Origin of the sequence: Williamsia herbipolensis (genome assembly GCF_000964005.1) — a bacterium.
In the GTDB taxonomy this organism is placed as follows: Bacteria; Actinomycetota; Actinomycetes; order Mycobacteriales; family Mycobacteriaceae; genus Williamsia_A; species Williamsia_A herbipolensis.
Map to the genome: position 1 here is coordinate 35,837 of NZ_JXYP01000022.1, position 19,815 is coordinate 55,651.

19 protein-coding genes are annotated in these 19,815 nt (G+C 67.6%); 6 read left to right on the plus strand and 13 right to left on the minus strand.

Features of this window, described 5'->3' with window-relative positions; translation table 11 throughout:
- Positions 1–147: 147 nt before the first annotated feature.
- Both TU34_RS13420 and TU34_RS13425 read right to left on the minus strand, forming a co-directional pair.
- Positions 148–1,113 carry a class I SAM-dependent methyltransferase gene (locus tag TU34_RS13420; protein ID WP_045823404.1) on the minus strand — a complete coding sequence of 322 codons (966 nt, stop codon included), beginning with the start codon at positions 1,111–1,113 and terminating at the stop codon, positions 148–150.
- A gap of 7 nt (positions 1,114–1,120) precedes the next feature.
- A complete protein-coding gene (locus TU34_RS13425; protein WP_045823405.1) occupies positions 1,121–1,909 on the minus strand; it encodes an enoyl-CoA hydratase/isomerase family protein in 789 nt (262 codons plus the stop codon).
- A 119-nt stretch (positions 1,910–2,028) separates the two neighbouring features.
- On the opposite strand from TU34_RS13425, the gene TU34_RS13430 reads away from it, so the two are divergent.
- The 3 genes from TU34_RS13430 (at position 2,029) to TU34_RS13440 (ending at position 6,097) form a co-directional block, all read left to right on the plus strand.
- Positions 2,029–2,931: an alpha/beta hydrolase gene (locus tag TU34_RS13430; RefSeq protein WP_045823444.1), complete on the plus strand. Its 903-nt coding sequence runs from the start codon at positions 2,029–2,031 to the stop codon at positions 2,929–2,931.
- A gap of 65 nt (positions 2,932–2,996) precedes the next feature.
- Positions 2,997–4,022 (plus strand): non-homologous end-joining DNA ligase, encoded by a 1,026-nt coding sequence (gene ligD / locus TU34_RS13435; RefSeq protein ID WP_082080272.1) that lies wholly within the window; start codon positions 2,997–2,999, stop codon positions 4,020–4,022.
- A complete protein-coding gene (locus TU34_RS13440; RefSeq protein ID WP_052688931.1) occupies positions 4,022–6,097 on the plus strand; it encodes a M13 family metallopeptidase in 2,076 nt (691 codons plus the stop codon). The genes ligD and TU34_RS13440 overlap by 1 nt, the downstream gene beginning before the upstream one ends.
- A gap of 13 nt (positions 6,098–6,110) precedes the next feature.
- Here TU34_RS13440 and TU34_RS13445 read toward each other — a convergent pair whose 3' ends face one another.
- From TU34_RS13445 to ctaD, 6 genes are all read right to left on the minus strand, one after another.
- On the minus strand, positions 6,111–6,938 hold the full coding sequence (locus tag TU34_RS13445) for an NUDIX hydrolase (RefSeq protein ID WP_045823406.1): 828 nt from the start codon (positions 6,936–6,938) through the stop codon (positions 6,111–6,113).
- A complete protein-coding gene (locus tag TU34_RS13450) occupies positions 6,935–7,804 on the minus strand; it encodes an ABC transporter ATP-binding protein (protein WP_045823407.1) in 870 nt (289 codons plus the stop codon). The genes TU34_RS13445 and TU34_RS13450 overlap by 4 nt, the downstream gene beginning before the upstream one ends.
- Positions 7,805–7,879: 75 nt before the next feature.
- Complete coding sequence (locus TU34_RS13455; RefSeq protein WP_045823408.1) at positions 7,880–8,335, minus strand: cupin domain-containing protein; 456 nt, start codon at positions 8,333–8,335, stop codon at positions 7,880–7,882.
- Positions 8,336–8,348: 13 nt separating this feature from the next.
- The gene (locus tag TU34_RS13460; RefSeq protein WP_045823409.1) at positions 8,349–9,164 is read right to left on the minus strand and encodes an aminoacyl-tRNA hydrolase; all 816 of its coding nucleotides are present in this window, start codon (positions 9,162–9,164) and stop codon (positions 8,349–8,351) included.
- 18 nt (positions 9,165–9,182) lie between these two features.
- Complete coding sequence (serB, locus tag TU34_RS13465) at positions 9,183–10,406, minus strand: phosphoserine phosphatase SerB (RefSeq protein WP_150116526.1); 1,224 nt, start codon at positions 10,404–10,406, stop codon at positions 9,183–9,185.
- A 43-nt stretch (positions 10,407–10,449) separates the two neighbouring features.
- The gene (gene ctaD, locus TU34_RS13470; RefSeq protein ID WP_045823411.1) at positions 10,450–12,216 is read right to left on the minus strand and encodes an aa3-type cytochrome oxidase subunit I; all 1,767 of its coding nucleotides are present in this window, start codon (positions 12,214–12,216) and stop codon (positions 10,450–10,452) included.
- 218 nt (positions 12,217–12,434) lie between these two features.
- On the opposite strand from ctaD, the gene TU34_RS13475 reads away from it, so the two are divergent.
- Positions 12,435–13,415, plus strand: a complete 981-nt coding sequence (locus TU34_RS13475) for an ABC transporter substrate-binding protein (protein ID WP_238981301.1) — start codon at positions 12,435–12,437, stop codon at positions 13,413–13,415.
- A gap of 63 nt (positions 13,416–13,478) precedes the next feature.
- Positions 13,479–13,970: a beta-class carbonic anhydrase gene (locus TU34_RS13480; RefSeq protein ID WP_045823447.1), complete on the plus strand. Its 492-nt coding sequence runs from the start codon at positions 13,479–13,481 to the stop codon at positions 13,968–13,970.
- Positions 13,971–14,060: 90 nt separating this feature from the next.
- Here the strand turns inward: TU34_RS13480 and TU34_RS13485 are convergent, their stop codons facing one another.
- Complete coding sequence (locus TU34_RS13485; RefSeq protein WP_045823413.1) at positions 14,061–14,501, minus strand: MarR family winged helix-turn-helix transcriptional regulator; 441 nt, start codon at positions 14,499–14,501, stop codon at positions 14,061–14,063.
- Between the two features lie 60 nt (positions 14,502–14,561).
- Between TU34_RS13485 and TU34_RS13490 the strand changes: the two genes are divergently transcribed.
- Positions 14,562–15,302 carry an SDR family oxidoreductase gene (locus tag TU34_RS13490; protein ID WP_045823448.1) on the plus strand — a complete coding sequence of 247 codons (741 nt, stop codon included), beginning with the start codon at positions 14,562–14,564 and terminating at the stop codon, positions 15,300–15,302.
- A gap of 87 nt (positions 15,303–15,389) precedes the next feature.
- On the opposite strand, the gene nrdF is transcribed toward TU34_RS13490, so the two are convergent.
- The 4 genes from nrdF to TU34_RS13510 form a co-directional block, all read right to left on the minus strand.
- Positions 15,390–16,394 carry a class 1b ribonucleoside-diphosphate reductase subunit beta gene (nrdF, locus tag TU34_RS13495; RefSeq protein WP_045823414.1) on the minus strand — a complete coding sequence of 335 codons (1,005 nt, stop codon included), beginning with the start codon at positions 16,392–16,394 and terminating at the stop codon, positions 15,390–15,392.
- Positions 16,395–16,446: 52 nt separating this feature from the next.
- On the minus strand, positions 16,447–18,648 hold the full coding sequence (gene nrdE, locus TU34_RS13500) for a class 1b ribonucleoside-diphosphate reductase subunit alpha (RefSeq protein ID WP_045823415.1): 2,202 nt from the start codon (positions 18,646–18,648) through the stop codon (positions 16,447–16,449).
- Between the two features lie 123 nt (positions 18,649–18,771).
- Positions 18,772–19,275 (minus strand): class Ib ribonucleoside-diphosphate reductase assembly flavoprotein NrdI, encoded by a 504-nt coding sequence (nrdI, locus tag TU34_RS13505; protein ID WP_238981302.1) that lies wholly within the window; start codon positions 19,273–19,275, stop codon positions 18,772–18,774.
- A 44-nt stretch (positions 19,276–19,319) separates the two neighbouring features.
- Positions 19,320–19,553 (minus strand): redoxin NrdH, encoded by a 234-nt coding sequence (locus TU34_RS13510; protein ID WP_045823416.1) that lies wholly within the window; start codon positions 19,551–19,553, stop codon positions 19,320–19,322.
- Positions 19,554–19,815 lie beyond the last annotated feature (262 nt).

A 19,815-nucleotide genomic window follows, 5' to 3' on the forward strand; every position in this document is an offset into this window, starting at 1 on the left:
TCGGCGTCCGTTTCCACACAGTCAGCATCTCTGGCTCACATCGCGCAGTGATTGCATTTCCGCCGCCGATTCCACACAGTCAGCATCTCTGGCTCACGTCGCGCAGTGATTGCGTTTCCGCCGCCGATTCCACACAGTCAGCGCAAACTACGCGGGCTTCCGGCCGGTGATGACGATGTTGTAGAAGAACTTCGGGGGGACGACCTTGCGGAGGACGTTCTCGTCGAGCCAGGTGAGGCGCTTCCAGCCGCCGAACGCGAAACGCGCCCAGCCCCAGCCGAGCTTCTCCGGCGGCACCGCGGCCTCGAAGGTGCGCACCGGCCACCCGAGCATCGCCGCGGCGAACTCCTCGGTGGTGGTCGACACCTCGACCGCACCTGCACTGCGTGAGATCGACTCCAGGCCCGCGGGATCGAAGGTGTGGATGTCGACGACGGCCTCGAGCGCGGCGGCGCGGGAGGACTCGTCGAGTTCGGCCTGCGGTCGCCGCCACGACTGCAGTGGCCCCAGCTTGGTCACGGTGGTCGTCGCCGCCCAGGTGGCACGACTGAGCCAGCGCGCGTAGAAATCGCCGATGGTCGACGGCTCACCCGCGAAGATGAAACGCCCACCCGGCTTGAGCACGCGGAGCACCTCGCGCAACGCCTGCTCGACGTCGGGGATGTGGTGCAGGACAGCGTGTCCCACCACGAGGTCGAAGGTGTCGTCCTCGTAGGGGATGGTCTCGGCGTCGGCGACGCGACCGTCGACATCGAGGCCGAGGTTCTTCCCGTTGCGCAGCGCGACCTTGACCATGCCCGGCGACAGATCGGTCACCGAGCCGCGCTCGGCGACACCTGACTGCATGAGGTTGAGAAGGAAGAAGCCGGTGCCGCAACCGAGTTCGAGGGCACGCCCGTAGGGCAGCGACTCGGTGGCGCCGGCGGCGTCGAAACGCCCACGGGCGTAGTCGATGCAGCGCTCGTCGTAGGAGATCGACCACTTCTCGTCGTAGGTCTCGGCCTCCCAGTCGTGGTAGAGCACCTGGGCGAGTTTGGTGTCGGCGAGTGCGGCCTGGACCTGCTCGGCCGAGGCGTGGGGATTGGGCGCGGGATCGTGCGGGGAGGCGGTCATCTGCGGCTCACTTACCGGTGAAGGAGGCCTTGCCCGGCCCGTTGTCGACGAACGATTTCATGCCGATGGCGCGATCCTCGGTGGCGAACAGCGAGGCGAACAGGTGCGCCTCGATCTTGAGTCCGGTGTCGAGGTCGGTGTCGAGGCCCTCGTCGATGGCGGCCTTCGCCGCGGCGAGCGCGACGCTCGCTGCTCCTGCGAACTTGGATGCCCACGCGAGTGCGGCGTTGTAGACCTCGTCGGGTGCGACGACCTCGTCGACCAGACCGATCTGTAGCGCCTCCTCGGCGCCGACGAAACGACCGGTGAACACCATGTCCTTGGCGCGGGGCGCGCCGATGAGACGCGCGAGCCGCTGCGTACCGCCGCCGCCGGGGATCACACCCAGCAGGATCTCGGGCACGCCGAGCTTGGCGTTGTCGCCGGCGATGCGGCGATCGGCGCCGAGGGCGACCTCGAGTCCACCGCCGAGGGCGTATCCGGTGATGGCCGCGACGGTCGGCTTGGGGATCGAGGCGATCGCGCCGAGGCCCGACTGCAGCCGTCCGGCGACCTTGCTCATCTCGGCGAACGTCATGTCGTTCATCTCTTTGATGTCGGCGCCGGCGGCGAGCACCTTCGGCCCGCCGTAGACGACGACGGCCTTGATCGCGTCGTCCTCGGTCGCGGCGAGCGCGGCGTCGGCGAGCTCCTGCTGGACCTGCCGGTTGAGGGCGTTCATCGGCGGCCGGTTCAGCAGGATCGTCCCGACTCCGGGGTGATCGGCGCTGGTCTCGAGGGTGACGAATTCAGGCATGGACGCAGGCTACCGGTAGTGCGGCTGGTTCGACATCGTCGGGTGGCGTGCCCGTCCACCCCGCGACGACACCCGCCGAACACGCCCCGGGACAACCCCCGAGCGGCGATGATGGCCCGATGTCGACACCGACCGACCCCACCGCTGTGCACCCCGATCTGCCGCGGTGGACACGCGCGTTGCCCGCCAACCCGATCGGGCCGACGTCGAGCCGTCTCATCCGTGCCGCCACGGGCGTGGTGTCGCTCATCCCCGACCGCCGCGTGGAGACCGTGGCGGTGTCGGAGACCGCGTCGATACGCCTGTTCGGCCCGCGCACACCCGGGACGACGACGCCCGCCCTGGTGTGGATGCACGGCGGCGGCTACGTGATCGGTACGGCGCGCCAGGACGACGCCATCTGCCGCACCTACGCCGAGAGACTCGGGCTGCTCGTGGCGTCGGTGGAGTACCGGTTGGCGCCCGATCACCCCTATCCGGCAGGTCTCGAGGACTGTTACGCCGCCCTGACGTGGCTGGCCCGGCAACCGACCGTGGATCCTGCACGCATCGTCGTCGCGGGGGCGAGTGCCGGCGGCGGGCTGGCGGCCGCACTCGTCAACCTCGCGCACGACCGCGGTGAGGTGACCCCGGCGTTCCAACTCCTCGTCTACCCCATGCTCGACGACCGCACCGTCGCCACTCCGCCCGAGCAGGCGGGCTCGCACCATCTGTGGAGCGCGCGCAGCAACGTCTACGGCTGGTCGGCCTACCTCGGCGACGCCGACCGGGCCACGGCGGTACCGGCCCGCCGCACCGACCTCACCGGCCTGCCGCCGACCTGGATCGGGGTCGGTACCCACGACCTGTTCCACGACGAGGACCTCGCCTACGCCCGCCGCCTCGCCGACGCGGGCGTCCCGGTCGAGACCGAGGTCGTGCCCGGCGCCTTCCATGCCTTCGACGTCTTCGCGGCGCGCACGGCGGTGGCGCGCTCGTTCGTCGACTCGCAGATCGCGGCCGTACGCCGGGTGCTCGGGTAGTTCGGGACGGTCACGATCTCACGCGTCGGCCCTCGACGCCGGTCGCCGTCGCCTAGGGTCGATCCATGGCAGCCCAATCCGCCGGCCCTCCCGTCGAGCTGACCGTGGGTGACCGGACGGTGCGTGTCTCGAGCCCCGACCGTGTCTACTTCCCCACCCGCGGCGAGACCAAGCTCGACCTCGTCGAGTACTACCTGTCGGTGGGCGACGGGATCGTCCGCGCCCTGCGGGACCGCCCCTGCATGCTGCACCGCTACCCGAAGGGGGTGTCCGGACAGAAGGTGCATCAGAAACGCATCCCGGCCGGCGCCCCGGACTGGCTCGAGACCGTCGAGATCTACTTCCCGCGCTACGGGCGCACCGCCGACGAGGTGTGCGTCACCGAACTGGCGTCGGTCGCGTGGGCCGTGCAGATGTCGACCGTGGAGTTCCACCCGTGGAACTCACGCAGATTCGACACCGAGAAGCCCGACGAGTGGCGGATCGATCTCGACCCGATGCCCGACTGCGACTTCGACAAGGTCCGTCGCACCGCCCACGTCGCCCACGAGGTGCTCGACGAGCTCGGCATCCGGGGGTTCCCCAAGACCTCGGGCGGGTCGGGCCTGCACGTCTACGTCCGCATCGAACCGGAATGGTCGTTCACCGATGTCCGCCGCGCCGCCCTCGCCTTCGCCCGAGAAGTGGAGCGCCGCAACCCCGCCGACGTCACCACCACCTGGTGGCGCAAGGACCGCGACCCGACCGCGGTGTTCGTCGACTACAACCAGAACACCCGCGACCACACCATCGCCGCCGCCTACTCGGTGCGCGGCAACCCCGACGCGACCGTCTCGACACCGATCGAGTGGTCGGAGATCGACGACGTCGACCCGCGGGATTTCACCATCGCCACCGTGCCCGAGCGGTTCTCACGGATCGGAGACCTGCACGCCGAGATCGACGACGTCGCACACCGTCTGGACACGCTGCTCGAGTGGGCCGACCGTGACGGCGTGACCGCCGAGTCGGACGATCCCCCGGAACCCGGGGCCCACCCGGACACGTCCGACAGCACGTCCACACCAGCGAACGGAGAACACCACTCGTGATGCACCCCCGCGCCGACCTGTCCGCCGCACCCGTACGGGACCCCCTCGTGCTGGGACGCCGTGCGTTTCTCGCCTCGGTGGGCGGTGCGGTGGCCGCCGGGTTCCTGGCCGCCTGCGGGGACGATTCGGCTCCGCGTCGCACCATCACCCCCGACCTGTCCGGCGCCGACAACGCCGTGCGGGTGCAGAACGATCTGTACCGCCACGTCAACGGCAGCTGGCTGACGACCTACCAGATCCCCGCCGACAAGGCGGGTTTCGCGACGTTCACCGAGCTCGACGACACCGCGCGGGAACAGTTGCGCGCCATCATCGAGAAGATCCCCGCCTCGGCCACCGGCGAGGACGCGAAGGTGCGCGACCTCTACGCCAGCTACATGGACACCGCGGCGATCGCCGCGGCCGGGGTCACCCCCGTGACCCCGCTGCTCGACGCCATCTCCGCGGCACAGACCAAAACCCAACTGACACAGGGCCTCGCCTCCCTCTCGACGGCGGGTGGTTCCGGGATCATCGACTTCTACGTGGCGCCCGACCAGGAGAACGCCACCCGATACGTCGCCAACATCGTCCAGTCCGGCATCGGACTACCCGACGAGTCCTACTACCGCGAGGACAGCTACGCCCAGACACGTACCCAGTACGTCGCATTCCTCACCACCCTCGCCCGCGAGGCCGGCCTCGCCGATCCCGCCGGTGTCGCCACCCGCGCCATGTCGGTCGAGACCGCGGTCGCGAAGGGACACCTCACCACCGTCGAGAGTCGCGACGCGAAGGCGACCTACAACCCGAAGACGTGGGCACAGTTCACCGCCGAGGCGCCCGGTATGGACTGGGAGGCATGGCGTTCGGGTCTCGGCGCGACCCAGCAGCAGTTCTCGCGGGTCGTGCTGACCGGGAACAAGGTGAGCGCGACCGTCGGCACGGTGTGGCGCGACACCCCCATCGAGACCCTGCGCGACTACATCCGCATGGTCGTGCTGCGCAGCTACGCCCGCTATCTCTCCCCGCCGTTCGCCGACGCCTACTTCGACTTCTTCAGCAAGACCCTCAACGGCGTCGAGCAGCAACCCGAACGCTGGAAGCGCGGTGTGTCCGTGGTCGACACCCTGCTCGGGGAGGCCCTGGGCAAGAAGTACGTGAAGCAGCACTTCTCGTCGACCGCGAAATCCGACGCCAAGGAACTGGTCGGGAACCTGCTCGAGGCGTACAAGCGCAGCTTCGAGAAGATCGACTGGTTCAGCGACGCGACGCGCAAGGAGGCGCTGACGAAGCTGGGCAAGATCAACGTCAAGATCGGCTACCCCGACAAGTGGCGCGACTACTCCGACGTCACCATCAGCCGGACCGACATCATCGCCAACTACCGCCAGGGCTACGCGTTCGAGTCCAAGCGTCAGGTCGACAAGCTCGGGACGACGGTCAACAAGGACGACTGGCAGATGACGCCGCAGACCGTCAACGCCTACTACGACCCGACGTTCAACGAGATCGTGTTCCCCGCGGCGATCCTGCAGTCCCCCTTCTTCAGTCCCGACGCCGAGATCGCGGTCAACTACGGCGGGATCGGCGCGGTCATCGGTCACGAGATCGGCCACGGTTTCGACGATCAGGGCTCGCAGTACGACGGCGACGGCAACCTGCGTGACTGGTGGACCGCGGCCGATCGAGCGGCGTTCACCAAGAAATCCGACGCCCTCATCGCCCAGTACAACGTGCTGGTGCCCCAGGGACTCAAACCCGATCAGCACGTCGACGGCGCGCTCACCGTCGGCGAGAACCTCGCCGACCTCGGCGGGTTGTCGATCGCGTTGTCGGCGGCGTCGATCGCTGCGGAGAAAGACGGTCAGAAGGACTTCGACCGGACCGACGTGTTCCTGTCGTGGGCGCGCATCTGGCGGAGCAAGGACCGGCCCGCCGCCCTGGCCGAGCAGCTCGCCACCGACCCGCACTCACCCGGCGAGTTCCGATGCAATCAGGTGGTGCGCAACCTCCCCGACTTCTACTCCACCTTCGGCGTGACCCCGAGTGACGCGCTGTATCTGCCCGAGGCGCAACGGGTTCGGATCTGGTGAGGAGTCTCCTGCGTCACAGGTCGCCGTAGCGGTCCGATCCGTCGAACTCGATGCGCACCGCGCTGCCGTCGGAGATCAGTGTCGGCGTGATGGTCTCGATCGTGCGGGGCGCGGCCATGAGATCGGCGACGGTGTCGAAGCGCGCGAGGTGATCGAGTTGGGCCCATGTCGGCGGTAGCAGGAACGCCTCGCGAGCCCGCCAGCGCGCCATGACGGTGTCGATGCGGTGCCAGCTGGCCGAGGCGGCCTCGGTGGTGCGGTCGTCGGCAACCTGTCCCGGCGGCAGCACGGCGAGGAAGAAGCGGGTGTCGTAGCGGCGCCGCTCCCCCAGCGGGGTGATCCAGTGCGCCAACGGCGCCAGGAGATCGGCCCGCAGCACGAGGTCGTTGTCGCGCAGGAACCCGGCCAGCGAGATCGTCTTGTCGACGAGGTCGCCGCGGGCCGGATCGTGGACCGAGGTGTCCGACAGCACGTCGTGCGCACCCGAGCCGGCGAGCAGTACGCCGCACTCCTCGAAGGTCTCGCGCACGGCCGCACACACCAGGGACTGGGCCAACGGCTCGCTGTCGCCGGAGCCGAATTGTGCAGCCCACCAGTCGGGTTGGGGTCCGGACCACGCGATGTCGGCCTCGGCGTCGCGCGGATCGACGCCTCCACCGGGGAACACCGTCATGCCACCGGCGAACGCCATCTGTGCCACCCGTCGGATCAGGAACACCTCGATGCCCGCACCGTGGGTGTCGTCGGCGGGAGCATCGCGCACGAGGACCACGGTCGCGGCGTCGCGCACCGGCACCGACTCGGGGTCGTCGACGGGCCGGAAGTCGCCCGGGCCGCTCATTCGCGGGCCCGCCGATGGCCTCCCGCACGGCGGGCACGACGTGCGAACCACCGACCGTCGATGCGGTCCAGGGCGATCGTCTGACTGAAGGCGGCGGTCAGGTTCTCGGCCGTGAGCACGTCGTCGAGGAGTCCCTGCGCCACCACCGCGCCCTGCGAGAGCAGCATGGCGTGGGTGAAACCCTCGGGGATCTCCTCGACGTGGTGGGTGATGAGAACGGTCGCGGGCGCGTCGGGATCGGCGGCCAGGACACCGAGTCGGGCGACGAGTTCCTCGCGCCCGCCGAGGTCGAGTCCCGCGGCCGGTTCGTCGAGCAGGAGCAGCTCCGGATCGGTCATCAGTGCCCGGGCGATGAGGACCCGTTTGCGCTCCCCCTCCGACAGGGTGCCGAAGCGCCGGTCGGCGAGGTGCTCGGCACCCATCGACTCCAGCGTCTCGACCGCCTGGGAGCGGTCGACATCCTCGTACTCCTCGTGCCACCGACCCAGCACCGAGTAACCGGCGGAGATGACCAGGTCGGTCACCACCTCGTCGTCGGGGATGCGTTCGGCCAGCATCGACGACGTGACGCCGATCCGGGTCGAGAGGTCACGGATGTCGGTGTGGCCGAGGCGTTCACCGAGCAGGTTCGCGGTACCCGAGGTCGGGTGCGTCTCGGCCGCGGCCATCCGCATCAGCGAGGTCTTGCCGGCACCGTTGGGTCCCAGGACGACCCATCGTTCGTCGAGTTCCACCTGCCAGGTGATGGGCCCGACGAGCGTCGTCCCACCCCGGACCAGCGTGACGTCGGTGAAGTCGACGAGCAGATCGGGATCGGGCGTGGGCGGCGGAGTGACATCGGTGTGGGGCGCAGCGGGGTCGGGCACGTCCCCATCGTGCCGCACCGCGGCGCGTGTGTCGGGTTCCGACTCGGGTGGGCGGTGGTTTTCGCCGGTGGGTCGTCAGGCGAGGGCGAAGTCGGCGAAGTCGAACCCGGGCACCACGATGCAGCTCACCAGGGAGGCCTCGTCGTCACCCGAGCGCGCCCGTTGCCAGACGCCCGGGGGCACCACGTGCTGCGGGGTCTGGCCGCCGGCGATGTCGGGGCCGAGGAGCACCGTCGTCTCGTCCGCAGGGGCCTGCCCCGCCTCGCCGAGCACCAATTCCACCGGTGCGCCCCGGTGGTGCAGCCAGATCTCGGCGCCACGCACGGTGTGCCACGCCGATTCCTCGCCCGCGGGCAACAGGAACAGGATCGCGGTACCGGCGGCGCGGTCGCCGACGTATCCCCCGGGGGTGGCCGCGGCCAGGACCGATTCGGGCAGCACGAGGTCGCTGCGCCACGTCTCGCGGAACCAGCCGCCCTCCGGGTGTGGCTGCAGATCCAGGTGATGCGCCCAGTCGGGCAGTTCGCTCATGCCCCGAACCCTCTCATCCTCGAGGCGAGGATGTGTGGCCGCGGTCTGCGATGGGCATGAAGGCGCCACGCGCGGCGACGACGGTGACCGATCCGGGCTCCACCTCGGTGAACCCTGCGTCGCGCACCGCGATGGTGTCCCGGCCGTCGGCGTCGAGGGCACGCGCGAAGACCTCGGGTGTCGGGACGGCGACCGTGAGCGGACACCCTGCACGCCACCAGGTCTCGCAGTCGTCGACCGGGTACAACGCGGCCGCGAGCATCGCGCCGTGACCCACCTGGGCGGCGAGCTTGCCGACGGTCATGTCGAGACCGGGGTTGACCCACAGGACGAGGTCCTCGATGTCGGCGGTGACGGAGTCGAGGTCTCCCTCGACGTCGGTGCCGCCGATCTGCAGTCGGGCGATGCGGCGGTCGAGATCACCGACGGGTCCCGGCACGATCGCGCGGGCCTGCGCGGCACCGGAGGTGACGGTGAGCCCATCGACCTCCTGCGCCGCGATCCAGTGCGCGCCGCGGGCCCGGCGGCTGATCTTGCGGATTCTCGCCTCACACCAATCGGCGACGGGATCGTGCCACGGCCCCGGTCGAGGTGCGGCGTCGGCGTCGGCGTCGGCAGGGTCCGGAGCCGTCACGGGGTCGACGCGGTCGTCGAGGCAGAGCAGCACGCTCGCCCGGGCGGCCGCGGTGAGCAGGTCGCGGCGGGGCGGCGGATCACCCTTCTCGATACGCAGCACGATCGGCATCGCGAGCACGCGGCTCGGGTCGACGGGGTCGGGTGCGCCCCCGTGCCGCCGGGACACCAGTCGATACCGATCGGCGAAGGTCATGGGTCTGAGAGGGCCGTGTCAGGTGAGCGGGACGCGGCGCAGCATGCCATCGAGGGCGTCGGCCGCCTCGATCTCGTCGCGGGTGACGCCGAGGATGAACAGGACGGCGTCGAGGAAGGGGTGCGACAGGGCGGCGTCGGCGACCTCCTGCAGCGCGGGTTTGGCGTTGAAGGCGATCCCGAGGCCGGCCACGGTCAACATGTCGATGTCGTTGGCGCCGTCGCCGACGGCGACGGTCTGCTCCATCGGCACGCCCACCTGATCGGCGAAAGCACGCAACGCGATCGCTTTGCCGGGGCGGTCGATGATCTCGCCGATCACGCGTCCGGTGAGCTTGCCGTCGACGATCTCGAGGGTGTTCGCGCGCACGAAATCGAGTTCGAGGTCGTGGGCCAGCGGGTCGATCACCTGGCGGAAACCGCCCGAGACCACACCGCAGTGGTATCCGAGGCGGTGCAGCGTACGGATGGTGGTCCGCGCGCCCGGCGTGAGTTCCAGCGACGCCGCGACCTCGTCGATCACCGCGGCATCGAGCCCGGCGAGGGCCGCCACCCGCTGGTGGAGGGACTCCGCGAAGTCGAGTTCGCCGCGCATGGCGGCCTCGGTGACCGCGGCGACCTCGGCCTCACGACCGGCCTTCGCGGCGAGCATCTCGATGACCTCGCCCTGGATGAGCGTCGAGTCGACATCGAACACGATGAGCCGCTTGGAGCGTCGCGCCAGCCCGGCGCGCTCCACGGCGACGTCGATGCCATGACGCGTGGCGATCTTGGCCAACCCCTTGCGCAGGGCAGCGTCGGCGGCCACGTCGTCGCGGCTGACGCTGATGAGCAGTTCGAGACCGGTCAGCGGGTAATCGGCGATCCCGCGGATGGAGTCGATGTTGCCGCCCTGGGCGGCGAGATCGGTCGCGACGGCGCTGAACGCCCTGGCTGTGACCGGGTTGCCCAGCATCACCACCGCGTGCGACGACACCGTCCGTACACCGGGATCGGCACCGACATCGACGCTGACGTCCATGTCGATGGAACTCATCGCCTGCTCGACGGTGTCCTGCAGGCTCTCCGGGTCGCCGGAGCACAGCACCAGCACACCGAGGGTGAGGCGTCCGCGGATGACGACCTGCTCGACGTCGAGGAGGTCGACACCGTGCCGCGACAGCGCCCCGAGCAGCACCGAGGTGACGCCCCGACGATCCGGACCGGTCACAGTGATGAGCACGGCCGTACCCGGCGAGGTCATCGGAGTGTCTCCATCGGTGCCCGACGCGAGGTCGGGTGACATGTCAGCTCGGGTCGGAGTCCGCTGACGACTCGTGCGAGCCCACGGTGACCGGATCGCGCTTGGCCTCTTCCATGTGCTTGCTCGCCTGGCCGACGTGCGCCTCGGCGTGCATCCGCTCGATCATGTGCGGGTAGTGCAGCTCGAAGGCCGGACGCTCCGAACGGATCCGGGGCAGCTCGGTGAAGTTGTGACGCGGCGGCGGGCAGCTGGTGGCCCATTCGAGCGAGTTGCCGAAGCCCCACGGATCGTCGACGGTCACGACCTCGCCGTAGCGGTAGCTGCGGAACACGTTCCACAGGAAGGGCAGCGTGGACAGACCCAGGATGAAGGCACCGACCGTGGACACGACGTTGAGCGTCGTGAACCCGTCCGACGGCAGGTAGTCGGCGTAGCGACGCGGCATGCCCTCGTTGCCCAACCAGTGCTGCACCAGGAAGGTCGTGTGGAAGCCGATGAAGGTGAGCCAGAAGTGGATCTTGCCCAGCTTTTCGTCCATCATGCGGCCGGTCATCTTCGGGAACCAGAAGTAGATGCCCGCGTAGGTGGCGAACACGATGGTGCCGAAGAGGACGTAGTGGAAGTGCGCCACCACGAAGTAGCTGTCGGACAGGTGGAAGTCCAGCGGCGGGCTGGCGAGCAGCACGCCGGTGAGGCCACCGAAGAGGAACGTGACGAGGAAGCCGACGGAGAAGAGCATCGGCGTCTCGAACGTCAGATGCCCCTTCCACATCGTGCCTATCCAGTTGAAGAACTTGACCCCGGTGGGCACCGCGATCACGAACGTCATGAAGGCGAAGAACGGCAGCAACACCGCGCCCGTGGCGTACATGTGGTGCGCCCACACCGCGACCGACAGCGCCGCGATGGCCAGCGTCGCGTAGATCAGCGTCGAGTACCCGAAGATCGGCTTGCGCGAGAACACCGGGAAGATCTCCGAGACGATGCCGAAGAACGGCAGCGCGATGATGTAGACCTCCGGGTGACCGAAGAACCAGAACAGGTGCTGCCACAGGATCACGCCACCGTTGGCGGGGTCATAGAGATGGGCGCCGAACTGTCGGTCGACCTCCAGGCCCATGAGCGCGGCGGTGAGCAGCGGGAACGCGAGCAGGATCAGGACGCTGGTCACGAGGATGTTCCACGTGAAGATCGGCATGCGGAACATCGTCATGCCGGGTGCACGGAGGCAGACCACGGTGGTGACCATGTTGACCGCGCCGAGGATGGTGCCGAGACCACCGACCGCGAGGCCCATGATCCACAGGTCGGCGCCCGCGCCGGGTGAGTGGATGGCGTCGGTCAGCGGGGTGTAGGCGGTCCAGCCGAAGTCGGCGGCACCACCGGGGGTGATGAAGCCGGCGAGCACGATGAGGCCACCGAAGAGGAACAGCCAGTAGCTGAAGGCGTTGAGGCGGGGGAACGCGACGTCGGGCGCACCGATCTGCAGCGGCAGCACCACGTTGGCGAAGCCGATGACGATCGGGGTCGCGTACAGCAGCAGCATGATCGTGCCGTGCATCGTGAAGAGCTGGTTGTACTGCTCGGTGGAGAGGAACTGCATGCCCGGGTGGGCGAGCTCGCCACGGATCAGCAGGGCCATGAGGCCGCCGATCAGGAAGAACGCGAAACACGTGACGAGGTACATGATGCCGAGCATCTTGTGGTCGGTCGTCGTGATCATCTTGTAGATGAACGACCCCTTGGCACCCGTGCGGTCGGGGTAGGCCCTAACCGGAGCCACCTGGGTGGGCTGGTCTACGGCGGTCACAGATCCTCCTGCCTGCGCGCGGCCCGAGAGCCCGCGACAACAAAGTGCACTGGATTGATCGTAAACCCTCAGACCCCTCTGAGCCGAGCGGGTCCTACGTTCTGTCGTACTACGGAGGCGGCCCGCGCGGCGGAGCCACGGGGCGATCCGGACACGGTGCTAGCGTGAGCGTCGACATGAGGGTGGTCGACCCTCGGGCCCGGAGCGGAAGACTGCAGGTGAACGGTATTTCCAAGCGTCGATCGACGATCGTGGCGGCACTCGCGGTCGCGACCGCGACGGCCCTGACCGTGACGGCGTGCGGCGACACCGGCACCCCGCCCGGAGAGGGCAACGTCACCACCACGACGACCAAGATCGCCAACGCGTACCTCGTGGCACCCGAACGCAACTTCGACAACGCCTGCGGCGCACCGTCGACACCCGACTCCGGGCAGTCCGATGTCGCCCGTATCGCGGTCACCGATCCCGCCCTGCTCGACGCCGTCTGCGCCCTTGGGATCCAGTCGAAGGTGGTGGCGGTCGCCGCCGAGCGCGGATCCATCGCCCGCAACCTCGGCCCCTCGGTGTTGTCGCTGCCCACGATCGGTACGAACCCGTCGCCCGCCGCCGCGCGCGCCGCCGACGCCGATGTCGTGCTCGGCTACGACGCGTCGCGCGCGACCGCGTTCGGTGGACGGGCGGTCACCATCGACCGCAACCTGGGCTGGCGCGAACAGTTCGCCGCCGTCGCCGACGGCCTGGGCCGCGGCGAGACCGGGCAACGGCGCCTCGACACCTTCGCCGAGCAGGCCCGCCGCGCCGGACTGCGGGTCGACGCCTCGCACTCGCAGGTCGGGCTGGTGCGCTTCGGTGAGAACAGCGAGACCATCGAGGGCACCGGATCGTTCGCGGGCACCATCCTGTCGGCGATGGGGGTCCAGCGCCCGGCGACGCAGCGCGGCGCCGGCGCGATCACGGTGAACGACGACAATTTCACCGACGCCGACGCCGACCTCATCTACGTCAGTTTCCGGACGAAGGCCGCCCAGGAACACGGTTCGTCGGTGATGCGCAGCGACCGCTGGCTCGACATGGGCGCCCCCGGCTACAGCCGTGTCCTCGTCGTCGACGACGACATCTGGTACGGCACCGGTGGACTCGCCGCGGCGGCGGTCGTGCTGGGCGACGCGACCCGTTCGCTGAACTCGTCGAGCTGACCCCTTAGACCCCCGGTGGGTCGAAGGGTGTTCCACGACACATGAGCCGATGAGCATGTGTGCATGACTGTCACCGATGACCTGCTGAGCAACAACGCCGACTACGCCGCCTCCTTCTCCGGACCTCTCCCCCTGCCGCCGAGCAAGCACGTCGCGGTGGTGGCCTGCATGGACGCGCGACTCAACGTCTACGGCATCCTCGGTCTGAACGAGGGTGAGGCGCACGTGATCCGCAACGCCGGTGGCGTCATCACCGACGACGAGATCCGCTCGCTCGCGATCAGCCAGCGACTGCTCGGGACCACCGAGATCATCCTGATCCATCACACCGACTGCGGGATGCTCACGTTCACCGATGACGAGTTCAAGCGCGGCATCCAGGACGAGATCGGTCAGAAGCCGAACTGGTCGGCCGAGGCGTTCCCCGACCTCGACGAGGACGTCAAGCAGTCCCTCACCCGTATCGAGAACAGCCCGTTCGTCACCAAGACCACCTCGCTGCGCGGTTTCGTCTTCGACGTCGCGACCGGCAAGCTCAATGAGGTCGTCCGCTAGCAGCACGTTTCGGAGTCACAGACGCTCCGCTTACACAAAGACGCTCTGCTTGTCAGCGGAGCATCTCCTCAGAAGTGGAGCGTGTGTCGTTCAGTCGGCGAGAAGCGACTCGAGAACCGACGCCAGTGCCGCTCGCTGATCCGCCGTCAGCTTCTCGGTGAGGTGTGCGCGGATCGATGTCGCGTGCGCAGGCCGGGCCGGACGCAGTGCACGCTCGCCGGTGTCGGTGATACCGACCGTGACCACCGACGAGCCCTCGGCCGTGCGGGTCACCAGACCTCGCTTCTCCATGCGGGTGATCTGATGCGACAGCCGGCTCTTGTTCCAGCGCATCGACGTGGCCAACTCCCCCTGGCGCAGTGTGCCGTCGCCGAGATCGACCAGACGGGTCAGCACCCCGAACTCCGGTCCGGTGAGGTCGGATGCCGCGAGGATGTCGCGCTCCACCGCGGCGTTCACCTTCTCCCCCACCAGCTTGAACTGGTGCCACAGGGCGAGTTCCGTCGAGGTGAGGCGCGCGCTGGAGGTCATGGGGCCACCGTATCGACCGGCCGGTTGTCGTGACAACCGTACCGGTCTACCGTGGTTGTCATGACAACCAACGACTGTCCCGCGGCCATCGTCACCGGAGGGTCCCGCTCGATCGGCCGCGACATCGCAGAACGACTCGCCCGGGACGGACACCCGGTGCTGGTGAACTACGCCCACGGGGCGGCCGCTGCCGACGCCACCGTGCAATCCATCGTCGAGGCGGGTGGCAGGGCGATCGCCGCGCGGGGTGACGTGGCGTCGCCCGAGGACGTCGAGCAGCTGTTCGTTGCGGCGCGAGCGGAATTCGGCGAGGTCGGGATCCTGGTCAACAACGCCGGCGTCAGCGTCCTGGGTGAACTGTCCGAACTCGACGACGACGCCTACGACCGGGTCTTCGACGTCAGCGCGCGGGGCACCTATAACGGGCTGCGGGCGGCGGCCCACCATCTCGCCGACGGTGGGCGCATTGTGAACCTCTCGAGCACCGCGATCGCGGTGACCACCCCGCGGATGGGCGTCTACCTCGCCGCGAAGTCGGCGGTGGAGACATTCACCCGAGTCGCGGCGAAGGAACTCGCGCCACGCGGGATCACCGTCAACGCGGTGGCGCCGGGCCTGATCCGGTCGGAGATGTTCTCCGACGGCAAGTCCGCCGAGCAGCTCGCCGCGATCGAGAAGGCCTCCCCCGCCGGCCGTCTCGGCGAGGTGGGTGAGATCGCCGACGCCGTCGCCCTGCTCGCGTCACCCGGGGCCAGCTGGATCAGCGGGCAGATCATCCGCGTGAACGGCGGTGTCGCCTGAGTCCCTTCGCAGACGCTCCGGATACGAAGAGACGCTCCGCCTACAAGCGGAGCGTCTCGTCGAAAGTGGAGCGTGTGTTGCTGGGGCCTAGAAATCCCAGTCGTCGTCTTCGGTGTTGACGGCCTTGCCGATGACGTACGAGCTCCCCGACCCCGAGAAGAAGTCGTGGTTCTCGTCGGCGTTGGGTGAGAGCGCCGAGAGGATCGCCGGGTTCACGTCGGTCTCGTCACGCGGGAACATCGCCTCGTAGCCCAGGTTCATCAGGGCCTTGTTGGCGTTGTAGCGCAGGAACTTCTTGACGTCCTCGGTGAGCCCGACCTCGTCGTAGAGGGTCTCGGTGTAGTCGGTCTCGTTGTCGTACAGCTCGAACAGCAGCTCGAAGGTGTAGTCCTTGAGCTCCTGGCGACGCTCGGGGGTGCACACCTCCAGCGCACGCTGGTACTTGTAGCCGATGTAGTACCCGTGCACGGCCTCGTCGCGGATGATCAGACGGATGAGATCGGCTGTGTTGGTGAGCTTTGCGCGGCTCGACCAGTACATCGGCAGATAAAAGCCCGAGTAGAACAGGAACGATTCGAGCAGCGTCGAGGCGACCTTGCGCTTGAGCGGGTCGTCGCCACGGTAGTAGTCCATGACGATGTTGGCCTTGCGCTGGACATTGACGTTCTCCTCCGACCAGCGGAACGCCTCGTCGATGTCCTTGGTGGAGCACAACGTCGAGAAGATCGAGCTGTAGCTCTTGGCGTGCACCGACTCCATGAACGCGATGTTGGTGAGCACCGCCTCCTCGTGCGGGGTGGCCGCATCGGGGATCAGCGACACCGCGCCGACGGTGCCCTGGATGGTGTCGAGCAGCGTGAGGCCGGTGAACACCCGCATCGTGAGCTGCTTCTCGACCTCGGTGAGCGTGCCCCACGACGGGATGTCATTGGACACCGGCACCTTCTCGGGCAACCAGAAATTACCGGTCAGGCGCTCCCAGACCTCGGCGTCCTTCTCGTCGGGAACGCGGTTCCAGTTGATCGCCGAGACCCGGCTGACCAGCTTGATCGGCGCGCCATCGGCAGGCGAATGGCTCTGGGTGGACGTCATCGTGCGCTCCTGCTGATCGAGTCGGTGGTGAGAGTGGTTGCAGAACAAGCGGTCACAACATGCACGAGACGCAACCCTCCACCTCGGTGCCTTCCAGCGCGAGCTGGCGCAGGCGGATGTAGTACAGCGTCTTGATGCCCTTGCGCCATGCGTAGATCTGCGCCTTGTTGACGTCACGCGTGGTGGCGGTGTCCTTGAAGAACAGGGTGAGGCTCAGGCCCTGGTCGACGTGCTGCGTCGCCGCGGCGTAGGTGTCGATGATCTTCTCGTAGCCGATCTCGTACGCGTCCTGGTAGTAGTCCAGGTTGTCGTTGGTCATGTACGGCGCCGGGTAGTACACGCGGCCGATCTTGCCTTCCTTGCGGATCTCGACCTTCGCGGCCACCGGGTGGATCGAGCTGGTGGAGTGGTTGATGTAGCTGATCGATCCGGTCGGCGGCACGGCCTGCAGGTTCTGGTTGTAGATGCCGTGCTCGCGCACCGACGCCCGCAGCTGACGCCAGTCGTCCTGGGTCGGGATGTGCACGCCGGCTTCGGAGAACAGCTCGGCGACGCGGGCGGTGGCCGGCTCCCAGGCGCGGTCGGTGTACTTGTCGAAGAACTCGCCGCTGGCGTACTTCGACTTCTCGAAGCCGCCGAACGCGTGTCCGCGCTCCTTGGCGATCAGGTTCGAGGCACGGATCGCGTGGAACAGCACCGTGTAGAAGTAGATGTTCGTGAAGTCGATGCCCTCCTCGCTGCCGTAGTGGACCCGCTCACGGGCGAGGTAGCCGTGCAGGTTCATCTGGCCGAGGCCGATCGCGTGAGAGCTGTTGTTGCCCTCCTGGATCGACGGGACCGAGGTGATCGCGGTCTGATCGCTCACCGCGGTGAGGCCGCGGATGGAGGTCTCGATGGTCTGCCCGAAGTCCGGCGAGTCCATCGTCTTCGCGATGTTCAGCGACCCGAGGTTGCACGAGATGTCCTTGCCCACAGTCGAGTACGACAGGTCGTCGTTGAACGTCGACGCGGTCGAGACCTGCAGGATCTCCGAGCACAGGTTCGAGTGGGTGATCTTGCCGTCGATCGGGTTGGCACGGTTCACCGTGTCCTCGAACATGATGTACGGGTAGCCCGACTCGAACTGCAGCTCGGCCAGCGTCTGGAAGAACTCGCGCGCCTTGATCTTGGTCTTGCGGATCCGGCGGTCCTCGACCATCTCGTGGTACTTGTCGCTGACGTTGATATCGGCGAACGGCACGCCGTAGACGCGCTCGACGTCGTACGGGCTGAAGAGGTACATGTCGTCGTTGCGCTTGGCGAGCTCGAAGGTGATGTCGGGGATCACGACACCCAGCGACAGCGTCTTGATGCGGATCTTCTCGTCGGCGTTCTCGCGCTTGGTGTCGAGGAAGCGGTAGATGTCGGGGTGGTGCGCGTGCAGGTACACCGCGCCGGCACCCTGACGGGCACCGAGCTGGTTGGCGTAGCTGAACGAGTCCTCGAGCAGCTTCATGATCGGGATGACGCCCGAGGACTGGTTCTCGATCTTCTTGATCGGCGCGCCGTGCTCACGGATGTTGCTGAGCAGCAACGCGACTCCGCCGCCGCGCTTGGACAGCTGCAGCGCGGAGTTGATCGACCGACCGATCGACTCCATGTTGTCCTCGATGCGCAGCAGGAAGCACGAGACCGGCTCGCCGCGCTGCTTCTTGCCCGAGTTGAGGAAGGTCGGGGTGGCCGGCTGGAAGCGGCCGGAGATGATCTCGTCGACGAGGTTGCGCGCGAGGTCGGTGTCGCCGTCGGCCAGGGTCATCGCGACCATGCAGACGCGGTCCTCGAACCGCTCGAGGTAGCGCTTCCCGTCGAACGTCTTCAGCGTGTACGAGGTGTAGTACTTGAACGCCCCCAGGAACGTGGGGAACCGGAACTTCTTCTTGTAGGCGTAGCCGAAGAGGTCCTTCACGAACTCGCGGTCGTAGCGCTCGAGGACCTCGGGCTCGTAGTAGTTCTCCTCCACCAGGTAGTCGAGCTTCTCGTCCAGATCGTGGAAGAAGACGGTGTTCTGGTTGACGTGCTGCAGGAAGTACTGGTTGGCCGCCTCGCGATCCTTCTCGAACTGGATCTTCCCGTCCGCGTCGTACAGGTTCAGCATCGCGTTGAGCGAGTGGTAGTCCATCTCGGCCGGCTCGTGTCCGGCCGGACCGGGATGCACACCCGAACTGCTCGCCGAGGCGTCGGTCGCGTCTTTGACGGGGGTAACGGTTGGCGACACTGGAGAACTCCTGTTTTCGGGGATGGCGTACGAGGTCGGGGCATCACGCGGGGGGACGTGACGGGAAGCTGTGTGTGCGAGGCGATCTGATCGACGGCGGCCCCGAGGGGGCGGCGTCGGCGGTCAGCAGGCGGGCACCGGTTGCCGGTCGGCGGCGAGGCGCGCCAGACCGGCTCGGACGCGCTCGACGTCCTCGACGGTGCCCATCAGTTCGAAGCGATAGAGATACGGGACCCGGCACTTGGCCGAGATGACATCTCCGGCGTGGCAGAACTCCTCGCCGAAGTTCGTGTTCCCCGCGGCGATCACACCGCGGATCAACGAACGGTTGTGCTCGTCGTTCAGGAATCTGATGACCTGCTTGGGCACGAAGCCCCCGGTCGCACGGATCGGTCCGTTACCGGCGTCCGACGGCTTGCCACCGCCGTAGGTCGGACAGATCAGCACGTACGGCTCGTCGACGGCGATGACGTCGGCGGTGACCGGGATCCGCATCGAGCGCATCCCCAGCTTCTCCACGAACCGATGCGTGTTCTCCGAGACGCTCGAGAAGTACACGATCAGCGGGTCGGGCGTGATCGCCGACGACTCGGTGATCACCGGGAGGTCGCGGGTCGTGACAGGCACGATGGACCTCCTCGAGCGGGTGGGGCGACGGACGTGGGGAGCGATCAGGCAGCGACGGTGGCGAGCGCCTTGATGCGATCGGGACGGAAGCCCGACCAGTGATCGTCGCCGACCACCACGACGGGCGCCTGCAGGTAACCCAGCGCCATCACGTAGTCGCGGGCCTCGTCGTCGACGCTGATGTCGACGATCTCGTACTCCAGGCCCTGCTTGTCCAACGCCTTGTAGGTGGCGTTGCACTGAACACATGCCGGCTTGGTGTAGACGGTGATGCCCATGGATTTCTCCTCGAGATAGTGACGCTGCGGTGGTCGCGACGGTGATGACAACGGCCCGGGGGTCTAGCGGTGATGACAGTTATGTGATTCGGGCGAGAGGGGGTCGTCGTGACGCGTGGCTGACGTGCTCTCTCGGTCTGCAAAACACTACACCTAGTGGGTGACATCTGTCAGCAACACAACAGGTTGCGAATGACATTCATGGAAGTCCCAGGTCGCAGCCCTTTCGCCCGACGCGCCTTCGGCGTGTCACGCGTCACAG

Coding starts and splice junctions, on each gene's coding strand:
- TU34_RS13420 (WP_045823404.1), bottom strand. CDS start 1,113: ATGACCGCCTCCCCGCACGATCCCGCGCCCAATCCCCACGCCTCGGCC.
- TU34_RS13510 (WP_045823416.1), bottom strand. CDS start 19,553: ATGGGCATCACCGTCTACACCAAGCCGGCATGTGTTCAGTGCAACGCC.
- TU34_RS13445 (WP_045823406.1), bottom strand. CDS start 6,938: ATGAGCGGCCCGGGCGACTTCCGGCCCGTCGACGACCCCGAGTCGGTG.
- TU34_RS13440 (WP_052688931.1), top strand. CDS start 4,022: ATGCACCCCCGCGCCGACCTGTCCGCCGCACCCGTACGGGACCCCCTC.
- TU34_RS13455 (WP_045823408.1), bottom strand. CDS start 8,335: ATGAGCGAACTGCCCGACTGGGCGCATCACCTGGATCTGCAGCCACAC.
- TU34_RS13485 (WP_045823413.1), bottom strand. CDS start 14,501: ATGACCTCCAGCGCGCGCCTCACCTCGACGGAACTCGCCCTGTGGCAC.
- nrdF (WP_045823414.1), bottom strand. CDS start 16,394: ATGACGTCCACCCAGAGCCATTCGCCTGCCGATGGCGCGCCGATCAAG.
- serB (WP_150116526.1), bottom strand. CDS start 10,406: ATGACCTCGCCGGGTACGGCCGTGCTCATCACTGTGACCGGTCCGGAT.
- ligD (WP_082080272.1), top strand. CDS start 2,997: ATGGCAGCCCAATCCGCCGGCCCTCCCGTCGAGCTGACCGTGGGTGAC.
- TU34_RS13425 (WP_045823405.1), bottom strand. CDS start 1,909: ATGCCTGAATTCGTCACCCTCGAGACCAGCGCCGATCACCCCGGAGTC.
- TU34_RS13430 (WP_045823444.1), top strand. CDS start 2,029: ATGTCGACACCGACCGACCCCACCGCTGTGCACCCCGATCTGCCGCGG.
- TU34_RS13460 (WP_045823409.1), bottom strand. CDS start 9,164: ATGACCTTCGCCGATCGGTATCGACTGGTGTCCCGGCGGCACGGGGGC.
- TU34_RS13480 (WP_045823447.1), top strand. CDS start 13,479: ATGACTGTCACCGATGACCTGCTGAGCAACAACGCCGACTACGCCGCC.
- TU34_RS13490 (WP_045823448.1), top strand. CDS start 14,562: ATGACAACCAACGACTGTCCCGCGGCCATCGTCACCGGAGGGTCCCGC.